Below are 21,523 nucleotides of genomic sequence, written 5' to 3' on the forward strand. Positions count from 1 at the left end.
CGGGCTATTGCGTCACCTTCGGAACCGGGCGACGGAAAATCTCGCGGAACATGCCCGGCGTCAACAGCGAAAGCGGATTGACCCGCACCATGGGGCTGTCCGGCGTCCCTTTCAGGATATAGTTGAACCCGACAAGCCCCTCGCCCTTGCGGGTCAGGATCTGGCCCACCGCGTTCAGCACATAGATCGGCGACACCACGCCCTGGAACTGCATCTGCTTGTTGGCGAAATAGTAATAGCCGTCCATCGAAATCCCCATCGAGGCGCCGATCGCGCTCGACCGGGTCAGGGTCACCTTGTCGTCGTTCATGTGGAACCGCGCCTCGACATCGGTGAACAGGATGCCATTGCCGGCCAGCTGCTCCAGCAGGCCGATCACGCTGATCGCGTTCAACAGCGCCGCCATCGCCGGGGCGTCGCGCAGCCGGATATTCTTGATCTCCAGCGCCCCGTTATAGGCCCCCTTGCCACCCGCTGGCAGCAGGGTCAGGTCGAAATCGCCACCCCGCGCACTTTTCAGCAACCCGGCCGAGGCCAGAACCCCGCCCGCATCCTGTGACAGGATGCGAAACGCGCTGCGCCCGTCGCGCGGCGCCACCCGGCCGGTCACCGGCGCGCCGCCATTCACCCGCCCGGTGAAACTGCCATCCATGCCGCGCGCGGTGCTGAACTCGCCCTTGAAACCGGTCAGCGAAATGCTCTCGCTGATGCGCAGCCGGTCCAGCGTCGCGGTGATCGGCCCGCCGCCCTGCTGTCCGCTGTTGCCGGTGCCGCTGCCGATCTCGGTCTGGCTCAGGTCCACCGTGCCCCCGGTCACGCGCACCTCGGGCGCCTGCCCCGCTCCGCGCCCGATCAGCGCCACGGACGCATCCAGCCAGCTGCCCGCGCGCACCCTGTCGAAGGTCGCGCTGCGAAACACGCCGCCCGGTCCCAGCTCCAGCCGCCCGGCCGCGCGCAGCCCCGGCGCATCCAGCACCAGTTCGCTGATGTCTACCGGATCGCCCAGCCGCCCGCCCAGCCGCAGGCTGCCCTTGGCGCCCTTCGACATCGTCCAGCTGATCGGCGCGATCCGCATCCCCATGCCCGCCAGGTCCGAGGACAGAAGGAAACGCGGCCGCTCCCCCCGTTTCAGATCAATGCGCACATCGCCCCGCGTCGCCCCGGACACGCTGCCCGGCGGCAGCCCCACGCGAAACTCCTCGACAAAACGCTGCGACAGCTCGATCCAGCCCGACACCCGGCTGCCGCCGCCGCTGTCTTTGCCCAGCGGCGCCACGAACCGGCCCTCGAACGGCACCGCGCCGATCCGGCCCGCCCCGGCGATACGCAGCTCGCCACCCGCCGCGCGCACGTCCAGCACCGGCGCGGCCAGAACCCGCCCCGACACCAGCGTTTCGCTGCGAACGTCTCGCAGCGTGGCGGTCACGTCGAAATCCACCTCTTCGATTGGCAGCTTTTCCTTGCGCAGGAACCCGATGCGCCCCTGCGCCTCGGCCCGGCCATCGGCCAGCGTCACGCTCTGCCCCGCCTTGGTCAGGAACTGCATCGGCTCACGATCCAGCAGCGACAGCGCGGCGGTGATCGTGCTCCTGGTCTGCAGCAGCACCTCGGCCGGGCCATGGCGATCGCCCACATCGGGCACGCGATATGTGGTGCCCGCAATCTCGATCTCGCCCCCCTTTTCGGCCCGCACCCGCCCGCCATCGGCGGTCACGGTAAAGACGTTGCGGTGCAGCGTGGCATGGCCCCGCGCCCCCCGGATCGGCGGCATCGACTTCATGAACAGCGTGTCGAGCCCCTCGAACTCGAAGCCGAGATACACGTCGGGATCTTCTTCGGGCAGGCTGCGCAGCGCCAGCTGGATGTTCGACATCGTCCCGCCCAGGATATTCTCCGCGATCCAGTCGCGCGTGCGAGGCTTCACCTCCCGCGGCCACAGCTCAAGCAGACGCTCGGGCCCCATCCGGTCCATCTGGCCCGTCAGCGCCAGGTCCCAACCCTTCTCCTTCGCGTCCAGCTGGCCCGACAGGACAAGCCGCCGGTCGTCATCGCGCACCACCATCTGTCCCAGCCGCAGGCGGAACGGCTCCAGCTTCAATTGCGCATCCATCGTCACGTCGGTGATGTTGACCGGGGTCTCGTACAGGCTGTCGGGGTTGGCGCTGATCTCGGCGATGCGCATCTGGCCGATGAAATCGGCCGGCCAGCCGTCGATCAGCTCGCCCACGATCACCTGCCCCTCCGCGCGCATGCTGCCCCATTCGCTGTCCACTGACATCTCGGCGACCTGCATCACCTGGGTCTGCGGCGAATAGGTGAAATAGCTGCGCGCGCTGCGAAACGGGATCGGCCGGGTCTCGTCGGTGGGCTGCAGCACCCCCTCGCCGATCTGCAATGTCGCGTTGAGCGGGCCCAGGTTGCCCTCGGCATCCGTCGTCGCCCGCAGCGCCCCCGACACCGGCGCGCGCATCACGTCGAGCCAGACCAGCGCGGCCGACTGCGCGGCAATATCGCCCGTGTCCAGGTCCTTGAAATTCATGCCGAATGCCGCCTCGGGCGATCCGATCCGGCTCTGGTAACTCAACTCCAGCGTCGAGGCATAATCGCGCGCGCCCAGAAGCGCGAAATCGCCGCGCAGCTTCAGGTCCTCACCCGCCCGCTCCAGGTCGATCCGTCCGCCATCCACCGTCCACGCGCGTCCGGCGCGGGCATCTTCATAGCGCAGGGTCAGGCTCTCGGCCGACAAGCCCTCGAACTGCGCCAGCTGCGGCAACACCAGGTAGCGGTCGATCTCCTCGATCAGCCCGGCCAGGCTCGCGGCCTCGCGGCTCACTCGCGGGGCATCGCCCAGGCTCAGCCCCACCTGGCCGCTGGCATCCCGCCGCAGGACAAGCTGCATCCCGCTCAGCCAGACGCGCGACGGCTGCACCTCGCCCGACAGCAGCGGGCGCAGCGCCACCGTGCCCTCCACGTCCGACAGGGTCAGAACATGCCGGCCCTGCGCATCCCTGAAATCCACGTCGCGCAGGCGGATGCGCGGCTGCCAGCCGTTTTCGACCACCACGCTCACCTGGCCGAAATCCAGCGCCGCCCCGCCCAGCTGCCTGTTCACCTGCGACTCGATCCGCTCTTCCGCCCAGTCCGGCAGCGCCACCGGACGCCCGATCATGGCAAAGCCCGCCAACGCCACCAGCAGCGCCAGCGCCGCCAGCGTCAGCAGCGCGATCAGGCCAACACGGCCCCGCCGCCTGCGCGGGGCCGTGTCCTGCTGCGCCGTCTCAGGCGTCTCGGTCTGCTGGTCCTGGGTTTCGCTCATAGGGCCTGTGCCGGCATCTTCTTGTCGATGCCATCTTATCCGGTTCTATTCTCCCCGCATGGGAATTAATATGAAAGCGCCAATTTTCAAATCAGTCAGGAGCCGCCCATGTCCGATCTGCCCCGCCCCGCGCCCGATTTCTCGCTGCCCGCCGACGATGGACCCCGAGTCAAGCTCTCGGAACTGCGCCCGGCCCCGGTCGTGTTGTTCTTCTACCCGCGTGACAACACCTCGGGCTGCACCAAGGAGGCCAAGGGCTTTTCCGCGCTCAAACCCGAGTTTGACGCGCTCGGCGTCAAGGTCTTCGGCATTTCCAAGGACAGCCTCGCCGATCACGAGAAATTCCGCACCAAGCAGGACCTGACCATCGGCCTTCTGTCCGACGAACTCGACGGCGTCTGCGAAGCCTACGGCGTTTGGAAGGAAAAGAAGATGTACGGGAAAACCTTCATGGGCATCGAGCGCTCGACCTTCCTGATCGACGGGGCGGGCCAGATCGTCGCCGAATGGCGCAAGGTCAAGGTCGATGGCCATGCCGAGGCCGTGCTCGAGGCCGCAAAGGCGCTCTGAATGGCCCAGACCCTCGCCCAGATGGCGACCGAGGTGCTGACCACCGCGGACGGCCGCGAAAAGACCGCCCTGTCGCATGCCCATGCCGCGACATGGTTCGCCGCGCGCAAGGCGGGGCGGGAGATTCCCGTCGGCACGGCCAGCCCGCCCCTGCGCCCGTCGCGTCCGGACCGGCCCGAGCTCCTCGATCCGCGCGACGTGCCCAAGCGCAAACCCGGCAGCCCCCAGGGCCGCATCGCGCTTCTGCATGCCGTCGCCCATATCGAGCTGAACGCCGTCGACCTGCACTGGGACATCATCGCGCGTTTCACCGACATCCCGATGCCCGCCGGTTTCTACGATGACTGGGTCAAGGCCGCAGACGAGGAATCAAAGCATTTCAATCTTGTATGCGATTGTCTTGAAGCACTGGGCAGCCACTACGGCGCGTTGCCCGCCCACGCCGGCATGTGGCGCGCGGCCGAGGATACCGTGGAGGACATCATGGGCCGGCTCGCCGTCGTGCCCATGGTGCTCGAGGCCCGCGGCCTCGACGTGACGCCGGGCATGATCGAGATCTTCCGCAAGGCCGGCGACACCGGCGCCGTCGCCGCACTCGAGACCATCTACGCCGAAGAGGTCGGCCATGTCGCCTATGGCTCGAAATGGTTTCACTTCCTGTGCGGCCGCCACGACATCGATCCGCGCGACGAATTTCACCGCCTGGTGCGCCAGTATTTCCATGGCCCTCTCAAGCCGCCCTTCAACGAGGAAAAGCGCGCCGAGGCCGGCCTGCCCCCCGATTTCTACTGGCCACTCGCCGACGAAACGCCGGTCAAGAACCGCAGCGGCTAGCCAAGCCCTTAAATATCGGCGGTTTTCTGCCGGATATCGGCATGACCCCGCGTCAGATCGAATCACTTGGCCTAAAAATGTTGCCCTTCGAAATCCCACTGGGTAAGCACTCTCTGGGTGCGTCCGGGGACATGCGCCCGAACTGGGATGGGACAAGGACAGGCTCTTTGCGTTCACGACTGGCTATTCGCGTTCATTCGCTTCTCGAGCGGTATTTTCCTGAACGGCGCGTCTTCCTGCGCTCGGACAAGGATACAAGGTTCATCCGGCTGCGCCCGCATGTGCAGCTGATCGGCTTCGCGGGCAGCACCGCGATCGTCGCCTGGGCGATCATCGCCACCGCGATCCTGCTGATGGACTCGATCGGCTCGGGCAATTTCCGTGAACAGGCCAAACGTGATCAGCGCACCTACGAGGCGCGCCTGAACTACCTCGCCAGCGAACGCGACCGCCGCGCCGAAGAGGCGCTGGCCGCGCAGGAACGCTTCAACTCGGCGCTTCAGCAGATTTCGCGGATGCAGTCGCAGCTCCTGGAATCCGAAACCCGCCGGCGCGAGCTGGAAACCGGGGTCGAGGTGATCCAGACCACCCTGCGCCGCGCCATGAAGGAACGCGATTTCGCCCGCAAGGCCGAGAAAGAGCTGCGCGTGGCCATGGCGGAAAACGCCGGCCAGGGCGGCGTGGCGCAGTCCGGCACGGGCAGCGACAGCGCGCTCGACATGCTGGCGATGGCGCTGGCCGATACCGCGGCCGAGCGTGACAAGGTCATCGCCGACGCGCAGGACGCCCTGCAACAGGCCGACGACATGGCCTTCCAGATCAAGCTCATGCAGGACCAGAACGATCAGATCTTCCGCCAGCTGGAAGAGGCGATGACCGTCTCGGTCAAACCGCTGGACAAGATGTTCCGCGCCGCTGGCATGAACACCGAAAGCATCATCAGCCAGGTCCGCCGCGGCTATTCCGGCCAGGGCGGCCCGCTGACACCGCTGACCTTTTCCACCAAGGGCGAAGAACCCTCGCCCGATGCGACGCGCGCGAACCGCATCATCAACCAGATGGACCGGCTCAACCTCTACCGCATCGCCGCCGAAAAGGCCCCCTTCGCCATCCCGGTCAAGAACGCCTACCGCTTTACCAGCGGCTTCGGTTATCGCCGCGATCCCAAGACCGGCGGCAAGCGCCTGCACAAGGGCGTCGATTTCGCCGGTCCCGTCGGCACGCCGCTTTATGCCACCGCCGACGGCGTCGTCACCCATGCCGGCTGGGGCTCGGGATATGGCCGACTGGTCAAGATCCAGCACGAGTTCGGTATCGAAACCCGCTATGCGCACATGTCCAAAATTCGCGTGAGCGTCGGACAAAGAGTCTCGCGTGGCCAGCGTATTGGTGATATGGGAGCATCTGGACGGGTGACCGGCCCCCATCTCCACTACGAAGTCCGCGTCGGCGGCAAGGCCGTCAACCCAATGATCTACATCAAGGCTGCAAACGATGTTTTCTAAAAGCAAAATCAACGACCCCGGCACCAAGACACCGGAAACCCCGAAACCGACTGGCACCACGCCCGACAGCGCCTCTGGCGCCGCCGCGTCGAAGCCCGCAACCGGCGCTTCGGATTTCAAGCCAACGCCGCCCAAGGCCAAGCCGCCCGCATCGGTGCTCTCCTCCGATCTGCACATCACCGGCAATCTGAAAACCACCGGTGACATCCAGATCGAAGGCACGATCGAGGGCGACATCCGCGCCCACCTGCTGACCGTGGGCGAAGGCGCCACCGTCAAGGGCGAGGTCGTTGCCGATGACGTCGTCGTCAATGGCCGCATCGTCGGCCGCGTGCGCGGCCTTAAGGTCCGCCTCACCTCGACCGCCCGTGTCGAAGGCGACATCATTCACAAGACGATCGCCATCGAATCCGGCGCTCATTTCGAAGGCTCGGTGCAGCGTCAGGACGATCCGCTCTCGCCGGGAAAGACCGGGGCGGCTCCGGCAGCGAAGCCCGCTTCGTAACCAGCCGCTGAGCCGCGGTAGAAATGCAAGGGGCGCCTGTCGGCGCCCCTTTTCGTTTGTGCAAAAAGCGTCAGGCCTCCAGCTCGGCATCCCAATAAAGGAAGTCCATCCAGCTTTCGTGCAGATGCCCCGGCGGGAACTTGCGGCCCAGGTTGCGCAACTCCTCGGCGCCGGGCTGACGCGGCGGCTTGCGCAGATGCATCCGCGCCTGCCGCAGGCTTTTTGAGCCCTTCTTCAGGTTGCAGGGCGAACAGGCCGCCACAACGTTCTCCCAGCTGGTCACGCCACCGGCCGCGCGCGGCACCACGTGATCGAAGGTCAGATCGCCCTTCGACCCGCAATACTGGCAGCGAAATTCGTCCCTCAGAAAAAGATTGAAGCGCGTGAAGGCCACGCGCTTCTGGGGTTTGACGTAATCTTTCAGCACCACCACGCTCGGAACGCGTATCTCGGTGCTGGGGGACCTGACCACATGGTCGTATTCGGCCACGATATCCACCCGGTCCAGCCAGGCCGCCTTGACCGCCTCCTGCCACGGCCACAGGCTCAGCGGGTAATAGGAGAGCGGCCTGAAATCCGCGTTCAGAACCAGTGCGGGAAACTGTCTCAACGCCCCGGGTTGCCTTACGAAATCGCTCCTGAAATCTCCGTCCATGCCCTTGCCGCCCATTGCCTGCAGGCGTTGCCATCCGCCCTTGTCTTTGCATTCACTATATATCGTGGTTGGCATCCGGCAAGCCCCACGATATCCGGGTTCAGCCTGTGGATAATCCGTCCCTGCGACAGCTGCGTGACAACCGCAAGCCGCTCGCGCAACCCATTGCCGTTGCATTGGTTTTTCCGATTGTGCAGGCCGACGTGCCCTTCCACGGCCTGCCTCCCGGCCTGCGTCCGCGTCACCCTGGCCCCGCCGGCGCCACGGGAATCACGCGTTGCGATCACTCGTTGGCGCGCTCGGCCTCCAGCTGGCGATAGGCCGCGACATTGGCGTTATGCTCTTCCAACGTCACCGCGAAATTGTGGCCGTCGGCCGGGTCCAGGGTCTTGGCCACGAAATAGATGAAGTCCGTATCGGCCGGGTTCACTGCCGCCTCGATGCTGGCGCGGCCCGGATTGGCAATCGGCGTCGGCGGCAGACCCTCGATCACATAGGTGTTCCAAGGCGTTTCGCCGCGCAGCTCGCTCTGGCGCAGGCCACGGCCCAGAACCCCCTGCCCCTCGGTGATGCCATAGATCACCGTCGGGTCGGTCTGAAGCCGCATGCCGCGCTCCAGCCGGTTCAGGAACACGCTCGCCACCTGCCCGCGTTCCTCCGGCGTGCCGGTTTCCTTTTCGATGATCGAGGCCAGGATCAGCGCTTCTTCCGGGCTTGCCAGCGGCAGGCCCTCGGCCCGGCTTTCCCACGCCGCGGCCAGCAGAACCTGCTGCGCTTCCTGCATCCGCGCGATCAGCGCGGCGCGGTCATCGCCCACGCGCACCTCGTAACTGTCCGGCGCCAGCGTGCCCTCGGCCGGGATCTCGGGCACCTTGCCCTCCAGAACGTCGATCCGGTTCAGCGCATCCACCACCTGCCAGCTGGTCACCCCCTCGGCCATGGCGATGCGATAGCGCGTATCGCCCCGCTCGCGCATCTGTGTGAACGCCTGGGGCGCTTCTTCGGCCACCGGGTCGAAATCCGCCAGCTCGACAAACCGGCTCGTCGCCGGGTCCAGCTCGCGCACCTGCACCGCAGAGCGCGTCACCCCGATCCGGTAGACGATCTCGGTGCCGCAGGTCGAGGCCCCGCCGCGGGTGATGATATCGGCGATCTCCGCCATCGATGCGCCACCCGGCACCAGGTAGCTGCCCGCCTTCAACTGGCTGGTCTTGTCGGCGTAATCCATCCCCAGCCGGAAAATCGTGCCCGAACTGATCGCGCCCTCGTCCTCAAGCGACCGCGACACGCGGGTCACGTTGCTGCCGCGCTCAACCCGCAGGCAGATCGGCTCTTCCAGCGGGCCCTCGGCCACGTATTGCGACTGGCCCCACAGGATTAGCCCGCCCATCAGGAAAACGATCACGATCAGCAATGTGATCGCGTTCGAGGCGATGTGCCGCCACATGCGTTCAGACCTTTCTGAAAATCACGCTGGCATTGGTGCCGCCAAAGCCGAAGCTGTTCGACAGCGCCACGTTGACCTCGCGCTCGCGCTTGACATTCGGGGCCAGGTCCAGCGGGGTCTCCACCGCCGGGTTGTCCAGGTTGATCGTCGGCGGCACCACCTGGTCGCGGATCGCCAGGATCGAGAAGATCGCCTCGATCGCGCCCGCCGCGCCCAGCAGGTGCCCGGTCATCGACTTGGTGGAACTCATCGTCGCGGTTGCCGCCGCATTGCCCAGAAGGCGCTCCACCGCCGCCAGCTCGATCACGTCGGCCATCGTGCTGGTGCCATGCGCGTTGATATAGTCGATCGCGCCCGGCTCCAGCCCCGCATCCTTCAGCGCGGCACTCATCGAACGGAACCCGCCATCGCCGTCCTCGCTGGGCGCGGTTATGTGATAGGCATCGCCCGACAGGCCATAGCCCGCCACCTCGGCATAGATCTTCGCGCCGCGGGCCTTGGCGTGCTCGTATTCCTCCAGCACGACCACACCGGCGCCTTCGCCCATGACAAACCCGTCACGGTCGGCATCATAGGGCCGGCTTGCGGCCTTCGGATCGTCGCTGCGCTTGGTGCTCAGCGCCTTGCACGCGTTGAACCCGGCAATGCCGATCTCGCAGATCGCCGCCTCGGCCCCGCCGGCCACCATCACGTCGGCATCACCATACTTGATCAGCCGCGCGGCATCGCCGATCGCATGCGCGCCGGTGGAACAGGCCGTCACCACCGCGTGGTTCGGCCCCTTGAAGCCGTAACGGATGCTCACCTGCCCCGAAATCAGGTTGATCAGCGCACCGGGAATGAAGAAAGGCGACACCCGCCGCGGCCCCTTCTCGGCCATCATCAGCGTGGTCTGCTCGATCGACTTCAGCCCGCCGATCCCCGACCCGATCATTACGCCGGTGCGCAACAGGCTTTCCTCGTCCTCCGGGGTCCAGTTCGCATCCTTCACCGCCTGGTCGGCGGCGGCGATGCCATACAGGATGAAATCGTCGATCTTGCGGCGTTCCTTGGCGTCGCAATAGGCATCGTCGTTGAACGTGCCATCGCTGCCATCGCCATGCTTCACTTCGCAGGCGTAATCGGTCACCACCCGGCTGGTATCGAACTGGGTGATCTTCCCAGCCCCCGATTGCCCGGCCAGCAGGCGTTCCCATGTTTCCTCGACCCCCGAGGCCAACGGAGTAACAAGACCCAATCCGGTGACAACCACTCGACGCATGTTGATGCCCCTTGCTTTCGCTTTCTTGACGGGCTGTTTACGCGGCTTGGCGCAGCGGGGCAAGCCTGTCTGACCGCCGATGCGCGGCTGTGCGCCCGGCCACCCCGGCGAATCTTCGGCCCGCGCATGAAAAAGGCCCCCGCCAATCAGGCGGGGGCCTCCTGCGCCAGCGGCGCGTATTCAGATCAGGCAGCGTCGTTGATGAACTTCACCGCGTCGCCGAAGGTCTGGATGGTTTCGGCTGCATCGTCCGGGATCTCGATGCCGAACTCTTCTTCGAACGCCATGACCAGCTCGACAGTGTCGAGGCTGTCTGCGCCCAGATCGTCGATGAACGAAGCGTTCTCGACAACCTTGTCCTCTTCCACCCCAAGGTGTTCCACAACGATTTTCTTCACGCGGTCTGCGACGTCGCTCATGTTCTGTTCCTCACAACTTCGGGGCCTTGCGGCCCGGTTCTTGCCCTCGCCCCTCGGGGTCGTCGGTCCTGTGATGCCCCGTTCAGGGCGTTGTCTGCCCCCCGCAGGCGGGCCATCACCGCCCCTGTTTCACGAGAGGCGCAAGTGAATCTGCGCCGCCTATAGCACAGGAAACCCCGAAGGCAAACGCTTTCCCTTTGCCCGCCGCGCGGCAGCGACAAGCACCGCGCCGGTTTCCGCCACCGGCGGCCCGGCGCGCGTGCCGCGGCGTCAGGCCGCTTTCTTGCGCTGGTTGGCGCTGATCACGCCCCAGAAACTCTGGCGCAGTTGCACATCCACGTCGCCCGGCAGGCTGCCATGCGCCAGGTAGGTGCGCACGATCGCCCGCGGGAAGCCCATGATCGCCAGCTCGGCCTCTTCCCGGGTAATGCCATGATCCGACGCGAATTTTTCCAGCGCCGCCTCCATGTCATCCAGCAGCGCACGCGCCTCGCTCGCATAGGGACCGCTCAGCGCGGCCTGCCGCAATGCGGCCCGCTGCGCACTGGTCAGAACCGGCGCCGCCTCGGGTGACTTCCGGCAATAGCGCACCATGTGCAGCGCCGCGCGCAACCCCGAGCGCACCCCGCCCGCCTCCATGATGTTCAACACACCCTTCAGATAAGCACCTTCCGACCAGGCCCAGACCTCGGTCAACAACCCCTCGAACGATCCGAACCGGTGATAAAGCGAGCCCACGGACACCCCCGAGGCCAGCGAAATATCCTTGATTCCCGGCATCGCATCGCCCGTGATCCCCTTGGCCACCACGGCATAGACGTCTTCATCGGCAAAGCCTGCTTTCCTGCCCATAACCTGCTCCGTTTTTTCTTTATTGGTGACGCGATTCTACAAAAGCAGCACCCTGCCGCAAAAGAAAAGACGCCGGCAGGGGAAATCCCGCCGGCGTCCGTGACATTTCGGACTCGCCCGGACCCCGTCAGAGCATCGCCATCCCGCCGTTGACATGCAGCGTCGTGCCGGTCACGTATCCGGCCTCGTTGCTCGCCAGGTAGAGCACCGCGGCGGCGATCTCCTCGGGCGTGCCCATGCGGGCCGCCGGGATCTGCGCGTTGATCTTGGCCTTCTGATCGTCGTTCAGCTTGTCGGTCATCGCCGTGGCGATGAACCCCGGCGCCACCGCGTTGGCGGTAATGCCGCGGCTCGCCACCTCATAGGCGATCGACTTGGTCATGCCGACCATGCCGGCCTTCGACGCCGCGTAATTGGCCTGCCCCGGGTTGCCTGTGGCCCCGACGATGGACGAGATATTGATGATCCGGCCCCAGCGGGCCTTCATCATCGGCCGCATCACGCCCCGGCACAGCCGCATCGTCGCCGTCAGGTTCACGTCCAGTACACTCTGCCAGTCCTCGTCCGACATGCGCATGAACACCTGGTCACGGGTGATACCCGCGTTGTTGACCAGGATATCGACCGATCCCATCGCCTCGGCCGCCTGCCCCGGCAGCGCCTCGACAGCCTCGGCATCGCTCAGGTTACAGGGCAGAACATGGGCGCGCTCCCCCAGCTCTCCGGCCAGCGCGTCCAGCGGCTCCACCCGCGTGCCACTCAGGCCCACGGTGGCGCCCGCGCCGTGCAACGCCGCGGCAATCGCACCGCCAATCCCGCCCGAAGCGCCTGTGACCAGCGCGTTTTTCCCCGTCAGATCAAACATTGGGTTTTCCTTTCCTATTCCCGGGTCCCTTTTCCCGGGCACCTTGTCTGGCTCAGCCCTTCACGCTTTCCGCCGCGGCTTTCACATCCTCGGCCGTACCCACTGCGCGGGTGGCGATATCGCGGTTGATCCGCCGCACCATGCCCGACAGTGCCTTGCCGGCCCCGATCTCCCAGATTTCCGTAACGCCGTCGCCGCCCATGTGCTCGATGGTTTCGCGCCAGCGCACCGATCCGGTGATCTGCTCGACCAACAGCGACCGGATCGTCGACGGATCGCTCACCGGCTCGGACAGCACGTTGGCCACCACCGGCACCGCGGGCCGCTTGATCTCCACATGGCTCAGCGCGTCGGCCATTACCTTCGCGGCGGGCTTCATCAGGCTGCAGTGAAACGGCGCCGAGACCGGCAGCAGCACCGCGCGCTTGGCGCCCTTGTCCTTGGCCAGTTCCACCGCGCGCTCTACCGCCGCCTTGTGGCCCGAAACCACCACCTGCGCCGGATCGTTGTCATTTGCCGCCTGGCATACTTCGCCCTGCGCCGCGGCCTTGGCCACCGCCCGCACTGTCGCCAGGTCCAGCCCCAGGATCGCGGCCATCGCGCCCACGCCCACCGGAACGGCCTCCTGCATCGCCTGGCCGCGCGCACGCAACAGGCGCGCGGTATCGGCCACGCTCAGCGCGCCCGCCGCCGCCAGCGCCGAATACTCGCCCAGCGAATGCCCGGCGACAAAGGCCGCATCGGTGATGGCAACCCCCTCGGCCTCCAGCGCCCGCATCGCCGCCATCGACGTCGCCATCAGCGCCGGCTGGGCGTTCTGCGTCAGGGTCAGCTCGTCCTGCTCACCTTCCCAGATCAGCGCGCTCAGCTTCTCGCCCAGGGCCTCGTCGACCTCGTCGAACACGGCTTTCGCCGCCGGATAGGCCTCGGCCAGGTCCTTGCCCATGCCGATGGTCTGGGCACCTTGCCCGGGAAATACGAATGCGCGGCTCATCTGCCCCTCCCTCGCTTCTCGCTTTGCGACGGGATAGCGTGGCCGCGTCTCAGGCGCAACGGCACAGTGGCCGCCGCCTGCAATTCAGAACCGGAAATGCCGCGTGATATCAGGCGCTGCGCGCAAAGGCCGGGCCAAGCGCCGCGCGGATCTCGTCAAGATCGCCGGCATGTTCCACCGGCATCTCCACCACGGGCTGGCCGTGATGATTGCGCGCAATCAGCATGCCCTCGCGGAAATCCACCTCGCTCAGGTCGTCATAGTTCACCTCGGTGGCGCAGGGCGCACCGTCGATGTCGTGCTGGATCAGCGTCAGGCGCCCGCGGCGGCCATCCAGGATCACCTCGGGCGGGCTCTTGCGGCGCGCCGCCAGGATGAACATCGCCCCGCCGCCCAGGAAAAAGCCCGACATGCCCAGCTTGACCAGCATCAGTGCCGGATCCCAGTTCGCGCCCGGCACGAACCAAAGCCCCAGGGCCGCGGCGCACAGCGCCGTGCCGACGATCGCACTCAGATAGCCGCTTGTCGCATGGCCGGGGATTACCTTGGTTTCCTCGATCTCGGCCGCAATGGCCTTCGCTTGCGCAACCATGTCATTCGCCTCTCTTCTCAGGGCCTGGCAAGGCGGCGGACGCCACCTCTACCTGAACGAGAATCCCCAAAGAAGGCGTCCCCAATTCGACGCAAATTTGGTCTTTTCCCGGCAATTGCGGCAGGAACGGGGCACCGCGCCCATGCCGATCCCCGTGCCGATCACGGGTTGCGCTGTGGTCGAAACCATCGTATACGCCCGCGTCCTTTCGCAGTTTTCATGAACCGCGCAGTCTCTCGTGGAGGGGGTCGCGAAAGGATCTCAGGGGCCCCTCCTTTGAAATGCGCTTGTACAAAGAGGAAGACCGCATGCCGCTCTACGAGCATGTATTCATCTCGCGCCAGGACCTGTCCAACACCCAGGCCGAAGGACTCATCGAACACTTCGGCGCTGTGCTGTCCGACAACGGCGGCCAGGTACTCGACAGCGAGTACTGGGGCGTCAAGACGATGGCCTACAAGATCAACAAGAACCGCAAGGGGCACTACGCCTTCCTGAAAACCGACGCCCCGGCGCCGGCCATTCAGGAAATGGAACGCCTCATGCGCCTGCATGACGACGTGATGCGCGTGCTGACCATCAAGGTCGACGAGCACGAGGAAGGCCCGTCGGTCCAGATGCAGAAGCGCGACGAGCGCGGCGACCGCCGCGAACGCCGCTGATCAGCCTGAAGAAAGGACGCTAAACCATGGCAGCAAAACCGTTTTTCCGCCGTCGCAAGGTGTGCCCCTTCTCGGGCGAGAACGCACCCAAGATCGACTACAAGGACACCAAGCTCCTGCAGCGCTACATCTCCGAGCGCGGCAAGATCGTGCCCTCCCGTATCACCGCCGTCTCGGCCAAGAAGCAGCGTGAACTGGCCCGCGCGATCAAGCGCGCCCGCTTCCTCGCCCTTCTGCCCTACGCCGTGAAGTAAGGAGAGACTGACATGCAAGTTATCCTTCTCGAACGCGTGGCCAAGCTGGGCCAGATGGGTGACGTCGTCGACGTCAAACCCGGTTACGCCCGCAACTACCTGCTGCTGCAGGGCAAGGCTCTGACCGCCTCGAAGGCCAACATCGCCGCCTTCGAAGCCCAGAAAGCCCAGCTCGAAGCCCGTAACCTGGAAACCAAGAAAGAAGCCGAGGCGCTCGCCGCCAAGCTCGACGGACAGCAGTTCATCGTGATTCGCTCGGCTTCCGATTCCGGCGCGCTCTACGGCTCCGTCACCACCCGCGACGCCGCCGATGCCGCCACCGAAGACGGGTTCTCGGTCGATCGCAAGCAGGTCGTTCTGTCCGCCCCGATCAAGGAGCTGGGCCTGCACGACGTGCAGATCGTCCTGCACCCCGAGGTCGAAGCGACAATCCAGCTGAACGTCGCCCGCTCGCCTGAAGAGGCCGAGCTCCAGGCGTCGGGCAAGTCGATCCAGGAACTGGCCGCGGAAGAAGAAGCCGCCGCCGATTTCGAGATCGCGGAACTCTTCGAAGACATCGGCGCCGCCGCCTCGGAAGACGAGGACCTGGCCGAAGCCGCAGGTGTCGAGACCGAGGAAGAAGCCGCCGAAGAAGGCAGCGAAGAGGAAAGCTGAGCTTTCACCGCTTCGCACAAATCGGAAAGGCCGCGCTTACGGGCGCGGCCTTTTTCTTGTCCGGCATTGCTCTCTTTGCCATTCGGGTCATAGTCTGCGGGCAAAGACCACCCCGGCCGAGCAGTGAGGCCCCATGGAAAACGTGATCCACCGGCGTGTTATCGTCGACAAGTCCGCGAAGCTGGAAACCCCGGTGCGCCTCGCGCGCTTCGTCAAGATCGACGCAAACTGCTCGGTGGGGCGTCTCAGCTACATCTCCGATTTCTCCTATCTCGCCAGTGACAGCCATGTCGGCCGGTTCTGTTCGATTGCCCGGTTTGTCGAAATCGGCGTGTTCGACCACCCGATGCATTTCCTGTCGACCCACCCGTTCCAGTATTCGCACGGTCATTTCACGGGCCAGCCGGAGTGGGAGGCGATCACCCGCGTCCCTCTTGAACGCCCCCGCGGCCCGCAGATCGGCAACGACGTCTGGATCGGCACCAAGGTCACCATCCTGCGCGGCGTCACCGTGGGCGATGGTTCCGTCATCGCCGCCGGCAGCGTCGTCAAGGACGACGTGCCCCCCTATGCCATTGTCGCCGGCGCTCCGGCCAAGATCATCAAGTATCGTTTCCCGCCAGATATCATCGACCGGCTTCTGGCTTCGCGTTGGTGGAACCGCCCACTCGAAGAAATCTCGCATCTCCCCTTTGACAATATCGAACAGGCTCTCGACCTACTCGAGGCGATGGCCCCGCTCCCCGTTGATCCCGAATAGCCCGCCACCTGCCGCTTGCCCTCTATCGTAAGCATGCCTACCATGAGCATCGGAGAGGGAGGCACCAATGGACGGCAATATCCGCGATTTCGACCTGATGAGCATCGGGCAGGACTTCATCGAAGATCCCTTCCCCACGCTCCGCGCCCTGCGTGAAACCAGCCCGGTTCACCGCAACGCCGATGGCTCGGTCTTCCTCACCCGCCACGCCGATTGCCTCAAGGTCTACCAGTCGCGCGACATGCTCAGCGACAAGAAGCAGGAATTCGGCAAGAAATTCGGCCAGTGCCCGCTGCTCACCCACCACACCACCTCGCTCATCTTCAACGACCCGCCCTATCACACCGTGGTGCGCAAGCTCATTTCGGGCGCCTTCACCCCGCGCAAGCTGGCCGAGTTCGAGCCGCTCATCGACGAGATCGTCGACCGCCTGCTCGACCGCGTCGAGGACAAGGGCGAGCTCGACCTGATCGAGGATTTCGCCAAGGTCCTGCCGACCGAGATCATCTCCTTCATGCTCGGCATCCCCGAGGAATACCGCTCGAAACTGCGTGGCTACTCGCTCGCCATCCTCGGCGCGCTCGATCCCGTGGTGCCCGAGGACCGGCTGCAGGCCGGCAACCGGGCGGTCACGGAATTCAGCGAAATCCTCGACGACCTGATCAACCACCGCCGCGCCAATCCCGAGGGCGCGCATCGGGGCGAAGTGCTCGAAGCGCTCATCTTCGGTGAACATGACGGGCGGCAGCTGACCCAGGAAGAGCTGATCCAGAACTGCATCTTCCTGCTCAACGCGGGCCACGAAACCACCACCAGCTTCGTCGGCAACTCCATCGGTATCCTGCTCGACGAACCCGCGCAGCACCGCATGCTGCTCGATGATCCCACCCTCATCGACAGCGCGGTCGAAGAGTTCCTGCGCGTGCAATCGCCGCTGCAGATCGGCAACCGCCTCGCCTCCAGCGATATCGAGCTCGAAGACCAGATCCTGCCCGCCGGCACCTACATTCACACCTCGATCGCCGGCGCCAACCGCGATCCGGCGGTGTTCGACGATCCCGACCGGGTCGACATCACCCGCAAGCCCAACCGGCACATCGCCTTCATCACCGGCATCCATGTCTGTCTTGGCGCCACGCTGGCGCGGATCGAGGGGCGGATTGCGCTCGGCAAGTTCGTGAAACGCTTCCCGAAACTGCAGCAGGCCGGCCCCCGCAGCCTCGTGCCGCTGGCCCGGTTCCGTGGCTATGCCACCCTGCCGATCCGCGTGACCTGACGCGCTCCGGTCACGGCACCGTAGGGCGGGCTTCAGCCCGCCACACGTCCGCACACGGCATCGTACCTTGTGTTTACCCTTGTCCGGTCCACAAACGCCCCGGCAGCCGGGCGGTGCACGCAGCGTGCACGCCCTGTGCCCCCTGCTTTTCCGGCGTTAACCTTTGGCGCAACACCCTAGTCGCCGAACCCCTCGCCCACCTCTTGCGGCTCCATCCGGATCAGCCGGGAATCCTGCACACCGGCCTGCCGATGCACCATCGCCTCGCGGTATTCCGGGTCCTTGATCATGCTGACAAAGGCATCGACCGACGGGTATTCGGCGATGAAACACAGGTCCCATTTTTCGCTGTCCTGCGGCCCGATCAGCATGAATTCCATCCGGCCGCGCCACACGATCCGCCCGCCCAACCGCTTGAGAATATGGAATGTTTCCCGGCCATAGGCGACATAGGCCTCGGCACCAGTGGCCGTGCGCCCGTCGGGGTAATCCGCCTTCTCCTTCAGCTTCACCAGGTTCAGCATGTGGATCGGCCCCTCCCGCGGCACATCCCGAAACCCGCGAAATTCCTCGCCCGTAAACCCGACGTAATCCATGGCAGCACCTCCCTTTCAGGCCAGCCTGTCGCGGCCCTGTCCCTGCGTCAACGCATCGCCGCTTGTGACGCCGCGACAGAGCCGACATAGTGCCCCCGATTCCGAAGGAGATTCCGGTGACCCAGGCTCAGGCTTTATCCCGCTTTTTCAATATGTTGCACGCCCGTTCCGCGGCGCTTACGCCGGGCGATCCGGTGCCGGAACCGCTGGTCATGACCTCGGCTTTCGCCCTGCCCGAGCAGCCAGACCCCGACCGCACCTATGGCCGCACCGCCACCCCCAGCGTCTCGGCGGTGGAACAGCGCCTTTCGCTGATCGAAGACGCACCCTGCCTGCTTTTCCCTTCCGGGATGGGGGCTTACGGCGCGTTGCTCATGGCTGCGCTGCAGTCCGGCGACCGGGTGCTTCTGCTGTCGGACGGCTATTTCGCCGCCCGCGCCCTGACCGAGCAGATCCTCGCCCCCTTCGGCATCTCCATGGATACCGTGCCCGCTGATGGTATCGCGACCGCCCCACTCGAAGGCTACGCCATGGTCGTGATCGAAACACCGTCGAACCCGGGCCTGCAGGTTGTTGATATTGCGGCTTTTTCGGCACGCTGCCGTGCCGCGGGCGCCCGCCTCGTCGTCGACAACACGGTCTGCACCCCGCTCCTGCAACAGCCACTCGACCTAGGCGCCGACGCGGTGATCGTGTCGGACACCAAGGCGATGGCCGGCCATTCCGACCTGCTCATGGGCCATGTCGCCAGCCGCGACACGGCGCTGATGGAAAAACTGCACGCCACCCGCACGCTGGCCGGCGCAATCCCCGCCCCGATGGAAGCCTGGCTGCTGCTGCGCGGGCTGGAAACACTGGAGATACGGCTCGCCCGCATGTGCGAAAACGCCCGCGCCGCCCTGCCACTGCTGCAGAATTCTGACAAGGTGGCCGATGTCACCTATCCCCGGCCGCACCCGCAGGCGGCCGACCAGGGCTTTCTCGTCGGTGCCACCTTCGCCGACACGCCCACCGCAGACCGCTTCCTGTCCCTCGCGGGCTTTGCCCCCACAACCAGCTTCGGCGGGTTGCACAGCTCGGGCGATCGCCGCGCCCGCTGGGGCGACGATGTGCCCGGCGGTTTCCTGCGGCTTTCTTTCGGTATCGAACCCACCGCCCAGCTGACGGCAGGTCTCACGCGCGCCCTGGAACGGCTCTGACAAATCCGTCCTCCGACCCCGAACAACCCGGGGACGCCATTCTCGGAAAACCAGACAAGAAAAAAGGCCGCCCCGGTTCGGGGCGGCCTTCGCAGCAACGGGATGATAACCCGGCTTATTCCTCGTCGAGCGCCTCGACAGCCTTCTGCAGGTCGTCCTTGCTGACGTCCTTGTCCTTCACTGTGGCCAGCTCGAACGCGTAATCCACGACCTTGTCCTCGAAGATCGGCGCGCGCAGCTGTTGCTGCATTTCGGCGTTCTGCTGCACGAATTCGAAGAACTGGCGCTCCTGGCCCGGGTACTGGCGGGCCTGGTTCATGATCGCCTGGGTCATCTCCGCATCGCTCACCTCGACCTCGGCTTTCTGGCCCAGCTCGGCCAGCAACAGGCCCAGCTTCACCCGGCGCTCGGCCAGCTTGTTGTGCTCGTCGGTGGCCTCGATTTCACCGTGGTCGTGGTCGTGCACCTCCGGGTGCTCCTCGTGCCACAGCTGGTGCGCGATCTGCTTGGCCTCGGCTTCCACCAGGCTCGGCGGCAGGTCGAATTTCACCGCCTTGTCCAGCTCATCAAGCAGCGCGCGCTTCATCACCGCGCGAGCCGCGCCGGCATATTCAGCCTCCAGACGCTCGGCGACCTGTGCCTTCAGCGCGGCCAGGTCCTCGGCACCGAATTTCTGCGCCAGTTCATCGTTGATCTCGGCCTTCTTCGGTTCCTTCACCTCTTTCACGGTGCAGGAGAAGACAGCCTCTTTACCGGCCAGGTGCTCGGCCTGGTAGGCCTCGGGGAAGGACACGGTCACGTCCTTTTCCTCGCCGACCTTCACGCCGACCAGCTGCTCTTCGAAGCCCGGAATGAACGAGCCCGAGCCCAGCACCAGCGGGTAATCCTCGGCCGCGCCGCCCTCAAAGGCCTCGCCGTCGACCTTGCCGACGAAATCGATCACAACCTGGTCGCCATCCTTGGCCTTCGATCCCTTCTTGCGCGGCTCGAACTCCTGCGCGGTCTCGGCCAGGCTGTCCAGCGCCTCGTTGATCTCGTCATCGCCGGCCTTCACGATCATCTTTTCCAGCTTGATCTTCTTCAGCTCGACTTCGGGAATCTCCGGCAGCGCCTCATAGCTCATCTCCAGGGTGACATCGTCGCCCTGTTTCCAGTTCTCGCCATCGACCATCTGGATCTGCGGCTGCAGCGCCGGGCGGTCGCCGCTTTCCTCGAAATGCTTGCCCATGGCCTCGTCGATCGATTCCTGCATCGCTTCGCCCATGATGCGGTCGCCGAACTGCTTTTTCAGCAGCGCCATCGGCACCTTGCCCTTGCGAAAGCCCTTCATTTCGACTTCGGGCTGGGCTTCGGCCAGCTTCTGGTTGACCTTGTCGTCCAGTTCCTGCGCCGTGATCATCAGTTGATAGGCGCGCTTGAGGCCTTCGTTCAGGGTTTCGGTGACTTGCATGTCCATCCTCGCATAAGCTGAGCAGGCCGCCCGTGCGGCGGCCTGATGAAATTTGCGCCTTCCTAATCTGGCCACCGGGGGGGATCAACCCTGAATCGTTGGGCCCCGGTCGGTTGGGCGGCGTTCTCCTCCGGGGTTGATTTGGTGCGGGTGAAGGGACTCGAACCCCCACGCCTCGCGGCGCCAGAACCTAAATCTGGTGCGTCTACCAGTTCCGCCACACCCGCACGCCGGCGCTATCTAGCAAAGCGCCCCGCCCAAGGCGAGAGCAAATCCCACCCGCGCACGCGAAAAACAGGCGACATTAACCCGATCTTGGCATAAACTGACCCAAAATAACGAGGCAGAAAGAGCAGGTTTGCCCAATGAAAATGTCCCGCAAGGGGGGCTTCGACGCGTCGGGGTGTCCGCATATACATCCAACGGCTTCCCTCTGGGCAGCATCATCCTCACGCTTGACGGCGCGCTGCCGGTCGAACACCTGGCCCCCGGCGATCGCATCATCACCCGCGATCGCGGCATGGTGTTGCTGGGCGATGTGACCTCGCGCCGCGCGCGGGTCGAAACCGTGTCGATCATCGGCGGCTCGCTGGGCCACACCTGCCCGGACGACGACACGCTTATCCCCGCCGATCACAAGGTCCTCGTGCGCGACTGGCGCGCCCAGGCGCTTTTCGGCCAGCCCCAGGCACTGGTCCCCGCCCGCGATCTTGCCGATGGCGAATTCGTCCGCCTCGCCGGCATGCGCGACATGACGCTCTTCGACCTGTCCTTCGATGGCCCGCATATCCTCTATGTAGACGGGCTTGAACTGGCCTGCGAACCGGGTGAGGCGCTCCGCCGCGCCGCGTGATCCC

At 65.3% G+C, this 21,523-nt stretch carries 22 protein-coding genes and 1 tRNA gene; 11 read left to right on the plus strand and 12 right to left on the minus strand.

Translation table 11 applies throughout. The features are described from left to right. Window positions 1–4 precede the first annotated feature (4 nt). Window positions 5–3,316 (minus strand): hypothetical protein, encoded by a 3,312-nt coding sequence (locus tag E0501_RS13595; RefSeq protein ID WP_137701935.1) that lies wholly within the window; start codon window positions 3,314–3,316, stop codon window positions 5–7. Window positions 3,317–3,424: 108 nt separating this feature from the next. On the opposite strand from E0501_RS13595, the gene E0501_RS13600 reads away from it, so the two are divergent. From E0501_RS13600 to E0501_RS13615, 4 genes are all read left to right on the plus strand, one after another. Next, window positions 3,425–3,886, plus strand: a complete 462-nt coding sequence (locus E0501_RS13600; RefSeq protein WP_137701936.1) for a peroxiredoxin — start codon at window positions 3,425–3,427, stop codon at window positions 3,884–3,886. Then, the gene (locus E0501_RS13605) at window positions 3,887–4,720 is read left to right on the plus strand and encodes a ferritin-like domain-containing protein (RefSeq protein WP_235857858.1); all 834 of its coding nucleotides are present in this window, start codon (window positions 3,887–3,889) and stop codon (window positions 4,718–4,720) included. 167 nt (window positions 4,721–4,887) lie between these two features. Beyond that, complete coding sequence (locus E0501_RS13610; protein WP_137701937.1) at window positions 4,888–6,225, plus strand: M23 family metallopeptidase; 1,338 nt, start codon at window positions 4,888–4,890, stop codon at window positions 6,223–6,225. Next, the gene (locus E0501_RS13615) at window positions 6,215–6,730 is read left to right on the plus strand and encodes a bactofilin family protein (protein ID WP_137701938.1); all 516 of its coding nucleotides are present in this window, start codon (window positions 6,215–6,217) and stop codon (window positions 6,728–6,730) included. Before E0501_RS13610 ends, E0501_RS13615 begins: the two co-directional genes overlap by 11 nt. A 70-nt stretch (window positions 6,731–6,800) precedes the next feature. Here the strand turns inward: E0501_RS13615 and E0501_RS13620 are convergent, their stop codons facing one another. The 8 genes from E0501_RS13620 to E0501_RS13655 all read right to left on the minus strand — a co-directional run bounded on the left by E0501_RS13620 (window position 6,801) and on the right by E0501_RS13655 (window position 13,815). Continuing rightward, window positions 6,801–7,385 carry an HNH endonuclease gene (locus tag E0501_RS13620; RefSeq protein ID WP_137702341.1) on the minus strand — a complete coding sequence of 195 codons (585 nt, stop codon included), beginning with the start codon at window positions 7,383–7,385 and terminating at the stop codon, window positions 6,801–6,803. 283 nt (window positions 7,386–7,668) lie between these two features. Further along, window positions 7,669–8,832: an endolytic transglycosylase MltG gene (mltG, locus tag E0501_RS13625; RefSeq protein WP_137701939.1), complete on the minus strand. Its 1,164-nt coding sequence runs from the start codon at window positions 8,830–8,832 to the stop codon at window positions 7,669–7,671. A gap of 4 nt (window positions 8,833–8,836) precedes the next feature. Then, window positions 8,837–10,093, minus strand: a complete 1,257-nt coding sequence (gene fabF / locus E0501_RS13630; RefSeq protein WP_137701940.1) for a beta-ketoacyl-ACP synthase II — start codon at window positions 10,091–10,093, stop codon at window positions 8,837–8,839. Window positions 10,094–10,278: 185 nt separating this feature from the next. Beyond that, window positions 10,279–10,512 (minus strand): acyl carrier protein, encoded by a 234-nt coding sequence (locus E0501_RS13635; protein ID WP_137701941.1) that lies wholly within the window; start codon window positions 10,510–10,512, stop codon window positions 10,279–10,281. Window positions 10,513–10,782: 270 nt separating this feature from the next. Next, entirely contained in the window at window positions 10,783–11,364 is a 582-nt protein-coding gene (locus E0501_RS13640; RefSeq protein ID WP_137701942.1) for a TetR/AcrR family transcriptional regulator, read from the minus strand. 127 nt (window positions 11,365–11,491) lie between these two features. Beyond that, window positions 11,492–12,229 carry a 3-oxoacyl-[acyl-carrier-protein] reductase gene (gene fabG, locus E0501_RS13645; RefSeq protein WP_137701943.1) on the minus strand — a complete coding sequence of 246 codons (738 nt, stop codon included), beginning with the start codon at window positions 12,227–12,229 and terminating at the stop codon, window positions 11,492–11,494. Between the two features lie 52 nt (window positions 12,230–12,281). Next, complete coding sequence (gene fabD, locus E0501_RS13650; protein WP_137701944.1) at window positions 12,282–13,223, minus strand: ACP S-malonyltransferase; 942 nt, start codon at window positions 13,221–13,223, stop codon at window positions 12,282–12,284. A 109-nt stretch (window positions 13,224–13,332) separates the two neighbouring features. Further along, entirely contained in the window at window positions 13,333–13,815 is a 483-nt protein-coding gene (locus E0501_RS13655; protein WP_137701945.1) for a hypothetical protein, read from the minus strand. 308 nt (window positions 13,816–14,123) lie between these two features. Between E0501_RS13655 and rpsF the strand changes: the two genes are divergently transcribed. From rpsF to E0501_RS13680, 5 genes are all read left to right on the plus strand, one after another. Further along, a complete protein-coding gene (gene rpsF, locus E0501_RS13660) occupies window positions 14,124–14,477 on the plus strand; it encodes a 30S ribosomal protein S6 (protein ID WP_137701946.1) in 354 nt (117 codons plus the stop codon). 26 nt (window positions 14,478–14,503) lie between these two features. Next, window positions 14,504–14,731, plus strand: a complete 228-nt coding sequence (gene rpsR / locus E0501_RS13665; protein ID WP_009805008.1) for a 30S ribosomal protein S18 — start codon at window positions 14,504–14,506, stop codon at window positions 14,729–14,731. 12 nt (window positions 14,732–14,743) lie between these two features. Further along, window positions 14,744–15,385: a 50S ribosomal protein L9 gene (gene rplI, locus E0501_RS13670; protein ID WP_137701947.1), complete on the plus strand. Its 642-nt coding sequence runs from the start codon at window positions 14,744–14,746 to the stop codon at window positions 15,383–15,385. 133 nt (window positions 15,386–15,518) lie between these two features. Further along, a complete protein-coding gene (locus E0501_RS13675; RefSeq protein ID WP_137701948.1) occupies window positions 15,519–16,145 on the plus strand; it encodes a CatB-related O-acetyltransferase in 627 nt (208 codons plus the stop codon). Window positions 16,146–16,212: 67 nt separating this feature from the next. Further along, window positions 16,213–17,421 (plus strand): cytochrome P450, encoded by a 1,209-nt coding sequence (locus E0501_RS13680; protein WP_137701949.1) that lies wholly within the window; start codon window positions 16,213–16,215, stop codon window positions 17,419–17,421. Window positions 17,422–17,597: 176 nt separating this feature from the next. On the opposite strand, the gene E0501_RS13685 is transcribed toward E0501_RS13680, so the two are convergent. Then, window positions 17,598–18,017, minus strand: coding sequence for a DUF1330 domain-containing protein (locus E0501_RS13685; protein WP_137701950.1), 420 nt, complete (start codon window positions 18,015–18,017; stop codon window positions 17,598–17,600). Between the two features lie 152 nt (window positions 18,018–18,169). Here E0501_RS13685 and E0501_RS13690 point away from each other — a divergent pair, with 152 nt between their 5' ends. Next, entirely contained in the window at window positions 18,170–19,216 is a 1,047-nt protein-coding gene (locus E0501_RS13690; RefSeq protein ID WP_137701951.1) for a PLP-dependent transferase, read from the plus strand. 115 nt (window positions 19,217–19,331) lie between these two features. Here E0501_RS13690 and tig read toward each other — a convergent pair whose 3' ends face one another. Further along, entirely contained in the window at window positions 19,332–20,666 is a 1,335-nt protein-coding gene (gene tig, locus E0501_RS13695) for a trigger factor (protein WP_137701952.1), read from the minus strand. Between the two features lie 142 nt (window positions 20,667–20,808). Next, window positions 20,809–20,893: transfer RNA gene (locus tag E0501_RS13700), tRNA-Leu, on the minus strand. Between the two features lie 176 nt (window positions 20,894–21,069). On the opposite strand from E0501_RS13700, the gene E0501_RS13705 reads away from it, so the two are divergent. Then, window positions 21,070–21,519, plus strand: a complete 450-nt coding sequence (locus E0501_RS13705) for a Hint domain-containing protein (RefSeq protein WP_137701953.1) — start codon at window positions 21,070–21,072, stop codon at window positions 21,517–21,519. Window positions 21,520–21,523: the final 4 nt, after the last annotated feature.

It is taken from the genome of Marimonas lutisalis (assembly GCF_005434965.1).
In the GTDB taxonomy this organism is placed as follows: Bacteria; Pseudomonadota; Alphaproteobacteria; order Rhodobacterales; family Rhodobacteraceae; genus Marimonas_A; species Marimonas_A lutisalis.

Excerpts from the sequence above, each read along its gene's own strand:
- E0501_RS13675 (WP_137701948.1), top strand. The coding sequence starts at position 15,519 with ATGGAAAACGTGATCCACCGGCGTGTTATCGTCGACAAGTCCGCGAAG.
- mltG (WP_137701939.1), bottom strand. The coding sequence starts at position 8,832 with ATGTGGCGGCACATCGCCTCGAACGCGATCACATTGCTGATCGTGATC.
- fabD (WP_137701944.1), bottom strand. The coding sequence starts at position 13,223 with ATGAGCCGCGCATTCGTATTTCCCGGGCAAGGTGCCCAGACCATCGGC.
- E0501_RS13690 (WP_137701951.1), top strand. The coding sequence starts at position 18,170 with ATGTTGCACGCCCGTTCCGCGGCGCTTACGCCGGGCGATCCGGTGCCG.
- rplI (WP_137701947.1), top strand. The coding sequence starts at position 14,744 with ATGCAAGTTATCCTTCTCGAACGCGTGGCCAAGCTGGGCCAGATGGGT.
- rpsF (WP_137701946.1), top strand. The coding sequence starts at position 14,124 with ATGCCGCTCTACGAGCATGTATTCATCTCGCGCCAGGACCTGTCCAAC.
- E0501_RS13600 (WP_137701936.1), top strand. The coding sequence starts at position 3,425 with ATGTCCGATCTGCCCCGCCCCGCGCCCGATTTCTCGCTGCCCGCCGAC.
- E0501_RS13605 (WP_235857858.1), top strand. The coding sequence starts at position 3,887 with ATGGCCCAGACCCTCGCCCAGATGGCGACCGAGGTGCTGACCACCGCG.
- E0501_RS13615 (WP_137701938.1), top strand. The coding sequence starts at position 6,215 with ATGTTTTCTAAAAGCAAAATCAACGACCCCGGCACCAAGACACCGGAA.
- fabF (WP_137701940.1), bottom strand. The coding sequence starts at position 10,093 with ATGCGTCGAGTGGTTGTCACCGGATTGGGTCTTGTTACTCCGTTGGCC.
- E0501_RS13685 (WP_137701950.1), bottom strand. The coding sequence starts at position 18,017 with ATGGATTACGTCGGGTTTACGGGCGAGGAATTTCGCGGGTTTCGGGAT.
- E0501_RS13680 (WP_137701949.1), top strand. The coding sequence starts at position 16,213 with ATGGACGGCAATATCCGCGATTTCGACCTGATGAGCATCGGGCAGGAC.
- E0501_RS13635 (WP_137701941.1), bottom strand. The coding sequence starts at position 10,512 with ATGAGCGACGTCGCAGACCGCGTGAAGAAAATCGTTGTGGAACACCTT.
- E0501_RS13595 (WP_137701935.1), bottom strand. The coding sequence starts at position 3,316 with ATGAGCGAAACCCAGGACCAGCAGACCGAGACGCCTGAGACGGCGCAG.
- E0501_RS13620 (WP_137702341.1), bottom strand. The coding sequence starts at position 7,385 with ATGGACGGAGATTTCAGGAGCGATTTCGTAAGGCAACCCGGGGCGTTG.
- E0501_RS13655 (WP_137701945.1), bottom strand. The coding sequence starts at position 13,815 with ATGGTTGCGCAAGCGAAGGCCATTGCGGCCGAGATCGAGGAAACCAAG.
- fabG (WP_137701943.1), bottom strand. The coding sequence starts at position 12,229 with ATGTTTGATCTGACGGGGAAAAACGCGCTGGTCACAGGCGCTTCGGGC.
- tig (WP_137701952.1), bottom strand. The coding sequence starts at position 20,666 with ATGCAAGTCACCGAAACCCTGAACGAAGGCCTCAAGCGCGCCTATCAA.
- rpsR (WP_009805008.1), top strand. The coding sequence starts at position 14,504 with ATGGCAGCAAAACCGTTTTTCCGCCGTCGCAAGGTGTGCCCCTTCTCG.
- E0501_RS13640 (WP_137701942.1), bottom strand. The coding sequence starts at position 11,364 with ATGGGCAGGAAAGCAGGCTTTGCCGATGAAGACGTCTATGCCGTGGTG.